Origin of the sequence: Sphingomonas sp. LY54 (genome assembly GCF_035594035.1) — a bacterium.
GTDB lineage: Bacteria > Pseudomonadota > Alphaproteobacteria > Sphingomonadales > Sphingomonadaceae > Allosphingosinicella.
The window spans coordinates 2,497,562-2,511,268 of sequence record NZ_CP141588.1 but is presented as its reverse complement, the minus strand read 5'-3'; the positions used below and the strand labels follow the sequence as shown (position 1 = coordinate 2,511,268).

Here is a 13,707-nt window from a genome sequence, read left to right as displayed (position 1 = left end):
TCGCCTTTGCTGTTTCCGCCGCGGCTCCCGCCGCCGCGGACGCGCGCGTGTCGAACACTTGGTGGCGCTGGCCCTCGACCGAATGCCGTTGGCGCGCCTCGTAGATTGACGCTTCCTCTCGCCGCGAGAGGACCCCGATCCACCCGACCAGGCCCGCCTCAGGCGGGCTTTTTTTCGTCTCCTCCCATCCGGAAACCGCTCCATGATCATCGTCCTGAAACCCGAAGCCACGTCCCGTTCCGCCGAGGAAATCCTCGCCCGCATCTCCGGCGCCGGGCTGAAACCGCTGCACATGCCCGGCTCGGAACGCGTCGTCCTCGGCGCGCTCGGCGACGAACGCGTGCTCGCCGGTTTGCAGCTCGAAAGCCATCCGATGGTGGAGGCGGTGAAGCCGATCCTTGCCCCGTACAAATTGGTGAGCCGCGAGCTCCACCCGCACGACACGATCGTCCGCATCGGCAAGGTCGCGATCGGCGGCGCCGCGTTCCAGGTCATCGCCGGCCCCTGCGCGGTCGAGACCCATGAGCAGCTTCGCGCCAGCGCGCTCGCGGCCAAGGAGTCGGGCGCGGCGGCGATCCGCGCCGGCGCCTACAAGCCGCGCACCAGCCCCTATGGCTTTTCCGGCCACGGCCCGGCCGGGCTCAAGATTCTGCGCGAGGTCGGCGACGAACTCGGCATGCCGGTGGTGACCGAGGTCATGGACACCGCCGACCTGGATCTCGTCGTGGAATATGCCGGCGCGCTCCAGATTGGCGCGCGCAACATGCAGAATTTCTCCCTGCTCCGCGCCGTCGGCAAGGCCGGCAAGCCGGTCGTGCTGAAGCGCGGCATGTCGGCCAGAATCGAGGAATTGCTGCTCGCCGCCGAATATCTGCTCGCCGCCGGCAACGACCAGATCGTGCTGGTCGAGCGCGGCATCCGCACGTTCGAGACGGCCACCCGCAACACGCTCGACCTCAACGCGATCCCCTACATCAAGCAGAAGACCCACCTGCCCGTGCTGGTCGATCCGAGCCACGGCACCGGCGTGCGCGATCTCGTCATCCCGATGTCGCTGGCGGCAGCGGCGTGCGGCGCCGACGGTCTGCTCGTCGAAGTGCACGAGAACCCGGCGGTCGCCTTGTCGGACGGCGCGCAATCGCTCTACCCGGACCAGTTCAAGGCGCTGATGGAAGCGCTCGCCCCGGTCGTCCGCGCAGTCGGACGCACGCTCTGATGCAGCCGCTCGCCGAAGGCCAGGCGCTGGCTCTCCAGCGCCGTCTCCCTGCCCATCCCGACCCGCTCGCGCTCTATGCGACGCTCACCGACAACGGCCGCCGCGCCGATACCTTCCTGCTGGAGCGCAGCGTCGGCCCGACCCTGCTGATGGACCAGGCGGCGGTGCGGATCGAATGCCGCGGCCCCGAGGTGACCCTGTTCGCCTTGTCGAACGGGGGCGAGCAGGTGCTGGCTTCGGTGGCGAGGCGGCTCGACGCGCGGGTCGTGGCATCGGCGCCGCGCAGGCTCACGCTGCGCTTCCCCGGTCCGAAGGGCGACGACGCCGAAGCCCGCTTGCTCGCCCCCTCGCCGCTCGACGCGCTGCGCGCGGCCACCGGTTTCGTCCCGGCATCGAAGGAGGAGCCGTTCACGATCGCCGCATTGGGCGTAGTCGCGTTCGATCAGGCCGACTTGTTCGAGACCTTGCCGGCCAATGCAGAGGACCCACTCGGCTTCCCCGATTATGTGTTCTGGCTCGCGGAATCGCTGATCGTGTTCGAGCCCGGGGCCAGGCCGCGGGCCCTCTGCACCGCCTTCGGGCCGGGCGAAGCGGCCTATCACGACGCCTCCCGGAGGCTCGCCGCGCTCGTCGAGCGCTGCGCCAGCGTCGCCGCGCTTCCCGAACCGCCTGTCCCCACCGCCGCGGAGGCGACCGCGGTCGACCTCGACGACGAAGCCTATGGCGCGATCGTCTCGAAGCTGCGCGCGCATATCGCGGAGGGCGACGTCTACCAGATCGTGCCGTCGCGCACGTTCCGTGCGCCCTGCCCCAGACCGCTGCTGAGCTACGCCGCCCAGCGCCGGCTCGATCCCAGCCCCTACCAGTTCTTCGTCGCCGGCCCCGACCACATCCTGTTCGGCGCCTCGCCCGAGACGTCGGTTCGCGTGTTCGGCGGCGAGGGCGCGCACGAGGTCGAGGTGAAGCCGATCGCCGGCACCCGCCCGCGCGGCCTCACTGACGACGAGGACGACCGGCTCGAGGCGGAGATGCGGCTCGACCAGAAGGAGACCGCCGAACATATGATGCTGGTCGATCTGGCGAGGAATGACGTCGCCCGCGTCAGCCGGTCGGGCACGCGCCGCGTCGCCCGGCTGATGAGCGTCGAGCGCTACGCCCGCGTGATGCATCTCGTCTCGTCCGTCACAGGCCGCCTGCGCGACGGCCTCGATGCGCTCCATGCGCTGCAGGCCTGCCTCAACGTCGGCACGCTGACCGGCGCGCCCAAGATCCGCGCCACCCAGTTACTGCGCGAGTTCGAAGTTACCAAAAGGGGCCCCTATGGCGGCGCCATCGGCTGGATCAACGGCGAGGGGCTGATGGATACGGGCGTCGTCATCCGATCGGCGGTGGTCAAGGACGGCATCGCCTATGTCCGCGCCGGCGCGGGCGTCGTCTACGATTCCGATCCGCAGCGCGAAGCCGACGAGACAAGGCGCAAGGCCTCGGCCCTGCTCTCCGTCCTCGCCGCCACCGGAGCAGCCGCGTGACCCGGTCCGTCCTCCTCATCGACAATCTCGACAGCTTCACCTTCAACCTGGTCGAGGCGTTCGAGCGGCTCGGCGCCGACGTGCGTGTGCTGCGCAACAGCGTCGCCGCGGCGGATGCGCTGGCGCTCGCCCAGGAGAAAGGCGCGCTGATCGTCCTCTCCCCCGGCCCCGGGCGGCCCGAGGATGCCGGCTGCATGGTCGATCTGATCGGGCTCGCGCTCGGCCGCGTGCCTCTGCTCGGCGTCTGCCTCGGCCACCAGGCGATCGTCCATCAGGCCGGCGGCACGGTCAGCCGGGCGACCGAGCCCGTTCACGGCAAGGCGACCAGCCTCGCCCATGACGGTGCCGGTCCTTTCGCAGGCCTGCCGGGGCCGATCCATATCGGCCGCTACCACTCGCTCTGCACGCGCGACGTCCCCGCCCGCTTCCGCGTCCACGCCGCGATCGACGGCATGGCGATGGCGATCAGCGACCGCGAGGCGATGCAGACGGGGTTGCAATTCCACCCCGAATCCATCCTTACCCGCGACGGCGACCGCATGCTCGCGAACATATTGGGCGATTGACAGACATGGACCATTTCCACCCCCGCAACGGCGAGCTTCATTGCGAGGACGTGCCGCTCGCCGAGATCGCCGAGGCGGTCGGCACCCCGGTCTATGTCTATTCCTCCGCGACGATGCAGCGCCACGCCCGCGTGTTCAAGGAAGCGCTCGCCGGCGTCACCGATCCGCTCGTCGCCTTCGCGGTGAAGGCCAATCCCAATGCCGCCGTGATCGCCACTCTGGCGGCGGAAGGCCTCGGCGCCGACGTTGTCTCGGTCGGCGAATATCGCCGGGCTGTCGCGGCCGGCGTTCCGGCCGAGAGGATTGTCTTCTCGGGCGTAGGCAAGACGGCCGCGGAGATGGCGCATGCGCTGTCTGGCGGGCTCTGCCAGTTCAACCTGGAATCGATCGAGGAAGCCGAGATGCTGTCCGAGGTCGCGGTGTCGCTCGGCCGCACCGCGCCGGTGGCCTTCCGCGTCAACCCCGACGTCGAGGCGGGCACACATGCCAAGATCTCGACCGGCTCCGCCCACAACAAGTTCGGCGTCGCCATCGCGGACGCGCCGGCCGCTTATGCCCAGGCCCGCGACCTTCCGGGTCTCCAGGTCCAGGGCGTCGCCGTCCATATCGGCAGCCAACTCACCGATCTCGCCCCGCTCGCCGCCGCCTTCGAGAAACTGGGGGCGCTGATCGGCGACCTGCGCGCCGCCGGCCACGTCATCACCCACGCCGATCTCGGCGGCGGCCTCGGCGTACCCTACGATCTCGACCAGCCGCCGCCGCCCAGCCCCTATGATTACGGCCATATGGTCGTGCGCATCACCCGCGACTGGGACGTCCGGCTGATCTTCGAGCCGGGTCGGCTTATCGTCGCCAATGCCGGCGTGCTGCTGAGCGAGGTCATCCGCGTGAAGCCCGGCGCGACCGATCCGTTCGTGATCCTCGATGCCGCGATGAACGACCTGATGCGCCCCAGCCTCTACGACGCCTGGCACGCGATCGAGCCGGTCCGGCCGAGCGGGCGCGAGATGGTCGCCAATGTCGTCGGCCCGGTGTGCGAGAGCGGCGACACCTTCGCCACCGGCCGCCACATGGGCGCGGTCGCGCCCGGAGACCTCGTCGTCTTCCGCACCGCCGGCGCTTATGCCGCGACCATGGCGAGCACCTATAACAGCCGACCGCTGACCGCCGAAGTGCTGGTCGACGGCGATCGCTGGGCGGTGGTGCGCGAGCGCCAGGACATCGAAGCGCTGATCCGCGCCGACAAGCTCCCCGACTGGCTGACCTGACCGGCCCATAGCCAGACAAAAGACGGACATTCCGGGATTGAGAGGTTGCGCGCTTCCCGGTTCGCCCCTATCTGGCCTACTTGTTACAGCGTGATAACACAGTAGAACGATCCATGGCCGATTCGAAAACCGATTTCGCTCCCCTCCGCGACCCGCAGGCTCTGGTCGCCGATCTGTGCCGCGCCCTGCTCACGCCGGAGACGCCGGACGAGATGGAGCGGCTGCTCGCCGATCTCTGCACCCGCGCCGAGATCAGGGCGCTGGCCGAGCGCTGGCACGTCGCGCGCCTGCTCAGCCAGGGTGGCCTCAGCTACCGCGACATCCACGAGGCGACCGGGGTCAGCACCACCACCGTCGTCCGCGTCGCCCGCTTCCTGAAGGAGGAGCCGCACCAGGGCTACCGGCTGGCGCTCGAGCGCAGCGGAGAGGGCGCATGACGTTCGACACCGGCCGGCTGCACCTCGCCATCCAGAAATCGGGGCGTTTGTCGGACTACAGCCGCGACCTGCTGCGCGATGCGGGCCTGCGCATCCAGCACGGCAAGAACGACCTTGCCGCGCGCGTCGAGAATTTCCCGATCGACCTGATGTTCGTGCGCGACGACGACATCCCGACGTTCGTCGTCGACGGTGTGTGCGATTTCGGCATCGTCGGTCGCAACGTGCTGGAGGAATTCGCGCTCGGCCAGGCCGAGACGCGGTTCGAGATCGTGACGCCCCTGGGCTTCGGCCGCTGCGGGCTGAAAATCGCCGCGCCCGAACGCGCCGATTATGAAGGGCCGCAATCGTTGCAGGGCACGCGCATCGCCACCTCCTATCCGCGCCTGCTGCGCCGGTTCCTCGACGAACGCGGCATCGCGGCGACGATCGTCGAGATGAACGGCGCGGTCGAGCTCGCGCCGCGGCTGCAGATCGCCAGCTTCGTCTGCGACCTCGTCTCGACCGGCGCGACGCTCGAAGCCAACGGCCTGCGTGTCGTCGAGACCGTGCTCGAGAGCGAGGCGGTGTTGGTGCGGACGCTGAAGGAAGGGGCGCCGGCCAAGGCCGACGCGGCGGACCAGTTGCTGCGCCGGATCGACGGCGTGCTCGCTACCAAGGAATCGAAATATATCATGCTGAACGCGGCCGAGGAGTCGCTCGAGCAGATCAGCGCCATCCTGCCCGGCGCCGAAGCGCCAACGATCATCCCCTTGCACGGCCGGCCGGGCCACTTCGCGGTCCACGCCGTCTGCCAGGAGTCCGTCTTCTGGGAGACGCTGCAGAAGCTGAAGGCCGCCGGTGCGTCGGCTATCCTCGTCATGCCGATCGAAAAGATGATGATGTGAAGACTCTCGTTTGGAACAGTCTCGCCGCTCCCGAACGGGGCGCCGCCCTCGCGCGACCAGAGCAGCGCAGCGACCCTGCGCTCCAGGCCTCGGTGCGCGCGATCGTCGACGACATCCGCGCACGCGGCTGGGACGCGGTCACGGAGCATGCCGTTCGCCTCGACGGCGAGGAGCCGCGCCTCGTGCCCGTAGCGCCGCTCGCCGCGGAAGCGCGCCGCCTGCTCTCGCCCGAACAATTGGGCGCGATCGAGCTCGCCCGCCGCAACGTGCTTGTCTTTCACGAGGGCAGCCTTCCGGCCGAGCATGAAGTCGAGACGATGCCGGGCCTGGTCGTCCGCAAGGTCTGGCGCCCGCTCGACCGCGTCGGTCTCTATGTGCCGGGCGGGAAGACGCCGCTTTTCTCGACCCTGCTGATGCTCGCCCTCCCCGCTCGGGCGGCCAGCGTCGGCGAGATCGTCGTCGTCACCCCGCCCCGGCCCGAGGGCGGGCTCGACCCGGTCGTCGCCCTCGCGGCAGAGCTGTGCGGCATCGAGGCGGTGTGGACCGTGGGCGGCGCGCAGGCGATCGCCGCGCTAGCCGTGGGCGCCGGCGCCATTCCCCGCGTCGACAAAATCTGCGGCCCAGGCAACGCTTTTGTCGCCGAGGCGAAAACCTATCTCGCCTCGCTGCCCGGCGGGCTCGCCATCGACATGCCGGCCGGGCCGAGCGAATTGCTGGTAATCGCCGACGACAGCGCCGACCCGCGCCTGGTTGCTGCCGACCTGCTCAGCCAGGCCGAGCATGATGCGTCGGCCCAGGTGCTGCTGGTCACCAACTCGGTCCGTCTTGCAGAGGAAGTCGTCGTGGAAGTGAGCGACCGGTCGGCCCGGCTGCCCCGCGCCGCTACCGCCCAGGCCTCGCTCGCCAATGCCCGGGCCATCCTGGTCGACGGCCTCGAGGAAGCGGTGGACGTCGCCAACCTCTATGCCCCCGAGCATCTCTCGCTCGCGGTCGCGGATCCGGCGTCTTTGCTAACGCGCGTCCGCAATGCCGGTGCGGTCTTCGCCGGTCATCTCGCCGCCGAGAGTTTCGGCGACTATCTCGCCGGCTCCAGCCACGTCCTTCCGACCGATGGCGCCGCCCGCGCCTGGAGCGGCGTTTCCGTGCACACTTTCCTGAAAGCGATAAGCGTGCAGACCGTCACGCCCGAAGCTGCGCGCCGCCTTGCCGCTCCTGCCGCGGCCCTGGCCCGGCTCGAAGGGCTCGAAGCCCATGCCCAGGCCGCCGACGCGCGCCAAGGAGTCCTCGCATGACCTCGCTCGTCGCCCGGCTCGCCCGGCCCGAAATCCTCGCTTTGCCCCCGGTCGACATCGCCGCCCAGGCCGACGCGGCGTTCGGCGCCGACGCGATCAAGCTCGACGCCAACGAAAATCCGTTCGCGCCGCTGATCGACGGCGCGCTCGGCGCGGGCGTCAACCGCTATCCCGAGCCGCAGCCCGCCGGCCTGCGCCGCGCCATGGCCGCGCTTTACGGCGTCGCCCCCGACAATCTGGTCGTCACCCGCGGCGGCGACGACGCGATCGACATCCTCATCCGCAGCTTCTGCAGGCCGGGCGAAGATGCCATCTCGATCTGCCCGCCCACTTTCTCGGCCTATGCGCAGTTCGCGCGGGTGCAGGGCGCGCGCGTGATCGAAGCGCCGCTCGACGCCGATTTCGAGTTCCGAGCGGAGGCTTTCGTAGCCGCCGCGCAAGCCGATCCGGCGCTGAAGCTCGCTTTCCTCTGCTCGCCCAACAATCCCACCGGCAATCCGATCGACCCTGCCGACGTGCTGCGCGTGGCGGACGCCCTTCCCGACACGATCGTCGTCCTCGACGAGGCCTATCTGGAATTCTCCGAAACGCCGAGCCTCGCGGCCGAAGCGGCGAAGCGCGACAATCTCGTCGTGCTGAAGACCCTGTCCAAGGCCTACGGCCTGGCCGGCGCCCGCGTCGGCGCGGCGATCGGCAGCGCCGAGCTGATCGCGCTGATCGCCCGCGCGCTCCCGCCTTATCCGCTTCCGACGCTGTCGATCCAGGCGGCGCTCGCCACCTTGTCCCCCTCCCGCCGCCCACTGCACGAGGAGCGCATCGTCCGCATCAAGGCCGATCGTGAGCTCCTCGCCGGCCTGCTCGCCGCTGCGCCGATCGTGAACAGCGTCCGCAGCGGCGGCGGCAATTTCCTGTTCCTCGAAGTCGACGACGCCGAGGCGCTGGCACGCAAGCTGCACGGCCTCGGCATCCGCGTCCGTTTCCGGCCCAACGCCGCACCGGGTGGGGTGCGGCTGTCGATCGGCACCGACGCGGAGAACGAGGCGGCGCTCGCCGCCTTCGGGGTCGCTTCCGGTACGACGCCGAGCCGTCGCGCCGAAGTCGTGCGCGATACGAAGGAGACGCGCATCGCCGTCGCGATCGATCTCGACCGGCCGGCCCCGCGCCGGATCGACACCGGCATCGCCTTCTACGACCATATGCTCGACCAGATCGCCGCGCATGCCGGCTTCTCGCTGACTTTGGCCTGCGAGGGCGACCTCGACATCGACGCCCACCACAGTCTCGAGGATATCGCGATCGCGTTTGGCGCCGCGCTATCGAAGGCGCTCGGCGACCGGCGCGGGATCGGTCGCTTCGGCTTCTCGCTGCCGATGGACGAGACCGAGGCGCACGTGCTGATCGACCTTTCGGGGCGGCCCTACAGCGTCTTCGAAGGCAGTTTCGACGCCAGCCACATTGGCGCCTATCCGACCGAGATGACGCGGCACATCTTCCGCTCGCTCGCCGACAGCCTCGGCGCGGCGATTCACGTCCGCGTCGCCGGCGAGAACGACCATCACAAGACCGAGGCCTGCTTCAAGGCGTTCGGCCGCGCGCTGCGCCAGGCGGTGGGACGCGAAGGCGATGCCGACGTGATGCCCAGCACCAAGGGAGTGCTGTGATGATTTATCCTCCCCGGTACGGGGAGGGGGACCGCACGCAGTGCGGTGGAGGGGCCGGCACAAGCCTTTCGCTGCCCCGCCAACCCCTCCACCACCGCCTCCGGCGGCGGTCCCCCTCCCCGTGCCGGGGAGGATTTTGATGAACCTCGTCATCGTCGATGTCGGCTGCGGCAATATCGGCTCGGTCGGCATCGCCTTCGAGCGGTTCGGCGTGACGCCGCTGGTCACCGCCGACGCCGCCGCGATCGCCGCGGCCGATCGGGTCATCCTCCCGGGCGTCGGCGCGGCCGGCTACGCGATGGGCGAGATAAAGGCTCGCGGACTGGCGCCCGTGCTGAGGGAACTCAAGCAGCCCGTCCTCGGTATCTGTCTCGGCATGCAATTGCTGTTCGACCATAGCGAGGAGGAAGACACGGCCTGCCTGGGCGTCATTCCCGGGAGAGTCCGCCGGTTCGAGCCCGCACCCGAGCGTCCGGTGCCGCACATGGGCTGGAGCCGCCTCGCCGTGCGCGATCGCAGCATCGGCCTTTCCGACGGCGACTATGTCTATTTCGCCCACAGCTTCGCCTGCGACGACGGCCCGTTCACGATCGCCGCCGCCGATTACGGGCGCCCGGTCCCTGCCGTCGTCCGCCGCGCCAATTTCCTTGGCGCCCAATTCCATCCCGAGCGGTCCGGCGAGGCTGGAGCGCGGTTCCTCGAGGCTTTCCTTTTCTCATGATCATCTACCCCGCCATGGACCTGATGGACGGCCGCCCGGTGCGGCTCGCGCAGGGCCGGTTCGACGATGTCGACAGCTATCTGGCCGATCCGGTGGAAGCGGTGCTCGCCTTCGAGCGGGCCGGCGCGGAATGCGCCCATATCGTCGATCTCGACGGCGCCCGCGACGGACGCCCCCGCCAGCACGGCCTGATCGCCGACATCGCCTTGTCGGTGACGCTCAGCCTGCAGGTCGCCGGCGGCTTCCGCGAGGCCGACCAGCTCAAGCGCATGTTCGATGCCGGCGTCGACCGGGTCGTGATCGGCAGCCTCGCGGTGAAGCAGCCCGATCTCGTCCGCGCCTTCTTCGACGCGTTCGGCGGCGACCGCATCACGCTCGCGCTCGATGTCAGCCTGGCCGACGGCGAGCCCAATGTCCTGACCTCCGGCTGGACCGAGGCATCCGGCCGCACGCTCTGGGACGTGGCCGCGCTCTATCCTGAAGCACAGCACATGCTGGTCACCGACGTCAGCAAGGACGGCATGATGGCCGGGCCCAATGTGGCGCTGATGGCCGAGATCGCCGAGCGCCTTCCGAACGTGCAGCTCCAGGCTTCGGGCGGCGTGTCCTCGCTCGACGATCTGCGTGCGCTCCAGCAGGCCGGCGCCGCTGGTGCGATCGTGGGCAAGGCCTTGTGGGAGCAGAAGATCGACCTCCAGGAGGCGATCGAAATTGCCCGCCCGTAGGATCATCCCCTGCCTCGACGTCAAGGACGGGCGCGTCGTCAAGGGCGTCCAGTTCCGCGACCATCGCGACGTCGGCGACATCGTCGAGCACGCCTTGCGCTATCGCGACGAAGGCGCCGACGAACTCGTTTTCTACGACATCACTGCCAGCGCCGAAGGCCGCAGCCTCGATACCGAATGGGTGCGGCGGATCGCGCGCGTGATCGACATACCGTTCGCCGTCGCCGGCGGCCTGCGCAGCCGCGACCAAGCCGCCGCCTGCCTCGACGCCGGCGCCGACAAGGTCTCGATCAACTCGCCCGCGATCGAGCGGCCGGAACTGATCGAGGAACTGGCGCGCGACTTCGGCAGCCAGTGCGTCGTGCTCGGCGTCGACAGCTTCGAGGACGGCCGCGATTATTACGTGAAGCAATATACCGGGAGCGTCGCTGCGACCCGCGACACCGGCCTGCGCACGCTCGACTGGGTGCGCGAGGCGGCGGAGCGCGGCGCGGGCGAGATTGTGCTCAACTGCATGCGCCGCGACGGCGTCCGCAGCGGCTATGATCTGCGGCACACCGAGGCGGTGATGGAGGCCGTCACCGTCCCCGTCATCGCTTCCGGCGGCGCCGGCGCGCCCGAACATTTCCGCGACGCCTTCGCGATCGGCGCAAGCGGGGCGCTCGCGGCCACCGTCTTCCACGACCGGCTGATCTCTATCCCCGACCTCAAGGAGTATCTCGGATCATGCGGGATCGAAATGCGCCGCTGAGCGCAGCGGACATCGGCGCGCTCGCCTGGGACAAGATGGACGGGCTGCTTCCGGCGATCGTCCAGGATGCGGGGACGGGCCAGGTGCTGATGCTCGGCTACATGAATGCCGACGCGCTCGAAGCGACGCTGGGCTCTGGCTTTGCCACCTTCTACAGCCGTTCGAAGGGTCGGCTTTGGCAGAAGGGCGAGACCAGCGGCAACCGGCTCGCGGTCCGCGGCATCTTCGCGGATTGCGACGAGGATGCTCTGCTCGTGAAGGCGCTGCCCGAGGGCTCCACCTGCCACCTCGGCACGCCGAGCTGCTTCTCCGAAGAAGGCGCCGACGGCGTCGGCTTCCTCGCCCGGCTCGCCCGCATCGTCCGCCAGCGCGCCGAGAGCGGCGACGAGACCAGCTATACAGCGCGCCTGCTCGGCGGCGATCCGGCGCGGCTGGCACAGAAGATCGGCGAGGAAGGCGTCGAGCTCGCGCTCGCCGCGGTCACGCGCGACGCCGCGGGCTGCGTCGAGGAAGCGGCCGATCTCCTCTACCACCTGACCGTGCTGATGGAGGCGAAGGGCTTTTCCTGGGACGACGTCGCGGCGAAGCTGCGCGAACGCCACCGCTGACGCTCAGCCGCGGATCGCGGCCACCGCCTCGTCGAACAAATCCCGGGTCGCCGCAGCGACGAGCCTGCCGCCGCTGAAATCCGATCCGCCTTCCCAGTCGCCGATCACGCCGCCGGCGCCGCGCACCACCGGAATGAGGGCGTTGAAATCGTGCGGCTTCAGTCCCGATTCGACGACCAGATCGACGCTGCCGCCGGCGAGCCGGGCATAGCCATAGGCGTCGTGGCCGAAGCGGGTCAGCCGCGCCTTGCGCCGCAGCCGCTCGAACGCCTCGGCTTCCGGTCCTGCGAAAAGATAGGGATCGGTGGTGGAGAAGCGCGCCTCCGCAAGCCTTCGGCAATCGCTGGTAGCGAGCGGCCTTTGCCCCTCTGCGGTGATGAGCAAAGCCTCTTCGCCGAAGCCGAGATAGCGTTCGCCGAGCCGCGGCGCATCGATCAGGCCAAGCACCGGCGCGCCGTCCTCGAGCAAGGCGATCAACGTCGTCCAGCTCGGCAGGCCGCAGATGAAGGAGCGCGTGCCGTCGATCGGGTCGAGGCTCCAGACATGGCGGCCGCGCGCGGGCCGATCGGGAAATTCCTCCCCGGCAATGCCGTGATTCGGAAAGCGATATTCGATCAGCGCGCGCATCGCTTTCTCGGCGCCGCGGTCCGCCTCGGTGACCGGGTCGAAACCGGTGCCCTCGGCCTTGTCCTCCACCGTGCCCGGCTTCATCGCCGCCGCCAAAGTGACGGCGCGCGCGGCATCGGCCAGCGCACAGGCGAATTCGGCGAAGTCCTTCACTTTTGTCCCTCCGCGAACGCCGCACGAGCCTCGGCCAGGCCAAGGATGCCGGCGCGCAGCGTCTCCTCCTTCTTGGCGAAGCAGAGGCGGATGACATTGCGCACCGAATTTTCCGCATAGAGCGCCGAAACCGGGATCGCGGCGACGCCGGCCTCGCGCACCGCGCGCTCGCAGAAGGTCACGTCGTCGATCCTCACGTCCGACGCGGCGAGATCCACGGTCACGAAATAGGTCCCCTCTGCCGGCAGCGTGACATAGCCCGCATCGCGAAGCCCGCCCACGAGGAAGTCGCGCGAAGCCGCGAACGTCGTCCGCATCCGCTCGAAATATGCCGCCTCCTTGCCGAGCCCGAAAGCGACCGCGGCCTGCAGATTGGGCGCGGTCGTGAAGGTCAGGAACTGGTGCGCATTCGCCACCGCCTTGGCCATGTCCGGCGGCACCACGGCCCAGCCCACCTTCCAGCCGGTCAGCGAGAAGATCTTGCCGGCCGAGCCGACTTTGATCGTCCGTTCGGCCATTCCCGGCATCGACGCCAAAGGCACGTGAGCGCGGCCGTCGAACGCGAGATGCTCCCAGACCTCGTCGCTCAATGCGAGCGCGTCGTGCCGCACGCACGCCTCGGCGAGCAGCCGCACTTCCTCCGCATCGAAGGCCCGCGCCGTCGGATTGTGCGGATTGTTGAAGATGACGAGCCGGGTGCGGTCCGTGATCGCCGTTTCAAGCATCTCGCGCGTCAGCCGCCATTCGGGCGGCACCAGATTGACCAGCTTCGGCGCGCCGCCGGCCAGCTTCACCATCGGCAAATAGGAATCGTAGAGCGGCTGGAACAGCACCACCTCGTCGCCGGGCGAAACCAGGGCCATGATCGCGGCGGTCAGCGCCTCGGTGGCGCCGGAGGTCACAATGACCTGGTCGGGCGCGACGTCGAGCCCCTGGTGCCGGCGATAATGGTCTGCCACCGCCTGGCGCAGTTCGGGCAGCCCGCGCATCGGCGGATACTGATTCGAACCCTGCGCCAGCGCTTCCCCCGCCTTGGCGAGAACGTCCTCCGGCCAGCCGAAATCGGGGAAGCCCTGCCCCAGATTCACGGCACCATGTTCGCGGGCGAGGCCGGACATATGCTCGAAGATCGTCGTCGGCTGGTCGGCGAAGAGCGGGTTCATGGCCCATGCCTAGCCAGCTTTTCCGCGTCGGCACAACCGGCGCGCGAAATTAGGTTGACCTTAATCGCCCGCCCGCCATAGATGGCGCCATTGGGATCCCGTC

General features: G+C 69.2%; 14 protein-coding genes. 12 read left to right on the top strand and 2 right to left on the bottom strand.

Annotated elements, in window-relative coordinates; translation table 11 throughout:
- The first annotated feature begins 202 nt into the window (after window positions 1-202).
- The 12 genes from aroF to hisIE all read left to right on the top strand — a co-directional run bounded on the left by aroF (window position 203) and on the right by hisIE (window position 11,661).
- Window positions 203-1,216 (top strand): 3-deoxy-7-phosphoheptulonate synthase, encoded by a 1,014-nt coding sequence (gene aroF / locus SH591_RS12530; RefSeq protein WP_324749401.1) that lies wholly within the window; start codon window positions 203-205, stop codon window positions 1,214-1,216.
- Window positions 1,216-2,745, top strand: coding sequence for an anthranilate synthase component 1 (locus SH591_RS12525; protein ID WP_324749400.1), 1,530 nt, complete (start codon window positions 1,216-1,218; stop codon window positions 2,743-2,745). The genes aroF and SH591_RS12525 overlap by 1 nt, the downstream gene beginning before the upstream one ends.
- Window positions 2,742-3,311, top strand: coding sequence for an anthranilate synthase component II (locus tag SH591_RS12520; protein WP_324749399.1), 570 nt, complete (start codon window positions 2,742-2,744; stop codon window positions 3,309-3,311). The genes SH591_RS12525 and SH591_RS12520 overlap by 4 nt, the downstream gene beginning before the upstream one ends.
- 5 nt (window positions 3,312-3,316) lie before the next feature.
- Window positions 3,317-4,579, top strand: coding sequence for a diaminopimelate decarboxylase (gene lysA / locus SH591_RS12515; protein WP_324749398.1), 1,263 nt, complete (start codon window positions 3,317-3,319; stop codon window positions 4,577-4,579).
- Between the two features lie 113 nt (window positions 4,580-4,692).
- Window positions 4,693-5,016, top strand: coding sequence for a YerC/YecD family TrpR-related protein (locus SH591_RS12510; protein ID WP_324749397.1), 324 nt, complete (start codon window positions 4,693-4,695; stop codon window positions 5,014-5,016).
- Window positions 5,013-5,903, top strand: a complete 891-nt coding sequence (hisG, locus tag SH591_RS12505; protein ID WP_324749396.1) for an ATP phosphoribosyltransferase — start codon at window positions 5,013-5,015, stop codon at window positions 5,901-5,903. The genes SH591_RS12510 and hisG overlap by 4 nt, the downstream gene beginning before the upstream one ends.
- Window positions 5,900-7,195 (top strand): histidinol dehydrogenase, encoded by a 1,296-nt coding sequence (hisD, locus tag SH591_RS12500; protein ID WP_324749395.1) that lies wholly within the window; start codon window positions 5,900-5,902, stop codon window positions 7,193-7,195. The genes hisG and hisD overlap by 4 nt, the downstream gene beginning before the upstream one ends.
- Window positions 7,192-8,856, top strand: a complete 1,665-nt coding sequence (hisC, locus tag SH591_RS12495) for a histidinol-phosphate transaminase (RefSeq protein WP_324749394.1) — start codon at window positions 7,192-7,194, stop codon at window positions 8,854-8,856. Before hisD ends, hisC begins: the two co-directional genes overlap by 4 nt.
- Window positions 8,857-8,995: 139 nt before the next feature.
- A complete protein-coding gene (gene hisH / locus SH591_RS12490; protein WP_324749393.1) occupies window positions 8,996-9,577 on the top strand; it encodes an imidazole glycerol phosphate synthase subunit HisH in 582 nt (193 codons plus the stop codon).
- Window positions 9,574-10,302 carry a 1-(5-phosphoribosyl)-5-[(5-phosphoribosylamino)methylideneamino]imidazole-4-carboxamide isomerase gene (locus SH591_RS12485; protein WP_324749392.1) on the top strand — a complete coding sequence of 243 codons (729 nt, stop codon included), beginning with the start codon at window positions 9,574-9,576 and terminating at the stop codon, window positions 10,300-10,302. The genes hisH and SH591_RS12485 overlap by 4 nt, the downstream gene beginning before the upstream one ends.
- Window positions 10,289-11,053: an imidazole glycerol phosphate synthase subunit HisF gene (hisF, locus tag SH591_RS12480; protein ID WP_324749391.1), complete on the top strand. Its 765-nt coding sequence runs from the start codon at window positions 10,289-10,291 to the stop codon at window positions 11,051-11,053. The genes SH591_RS12485 and hisF overlap by 14 nt, the downstream gene beginning before the upstream one ends.
- The gene (gene hisIE, locus SH591_RS12475; protein WP_324749390.1) at window positions 11,029-11,661 is read left to right on the top strand and encodes a bifunctional phosphoribosyl-AMP cyclohydrolase/phosphoribosyl-ATP diphosphatase HisIE; all 633 of its coding nucleotides are present in this window, start codon (window positions 11,029-11,031) and stop codon (window positions 11,659-11,661) included. Before hisF ends, hisIE begins: the two co-directional genes overlap by 25 nt.
- Window positions 11,662-11,664: 3 nt before the next feature.
- On the opposite strand, the gene SH591_RS12470 is transcribed toward hisIE, so the two are convergent.
- Together SH591_RS12470 and SH591_RS12465 are read right to left on the bottom strand one after the other, a co-directional pair.
- Complete coding sequence (locus SH591_RS12470; RefSeq protein ID WP_324749389.1) at window positions 11,665-12,441, bottom strand: inositol monophosphatase family protein; 777 nt, start codon at window positions 12,439-12,441, stop codon at window positions 11,665-11,667.
- Window positions 12,438-13,604: an aminotransferase gene (locus SH591_RS12465; RefSeq protein ID WP_324749388.1), complete on the bottom strand. Its 1,167-nt coding sequence runs from the start codon at window positions 13,602-13,604 to the stop codon at window positions 12,438-12,440. Before SH591_RS12465 ends, SH591_RS12470 begins: the two co-directional genes overlap by 4 nt.
- Between the last annotated feature and the right edge of the window lie 103 nt (window positions 13,605-13,707).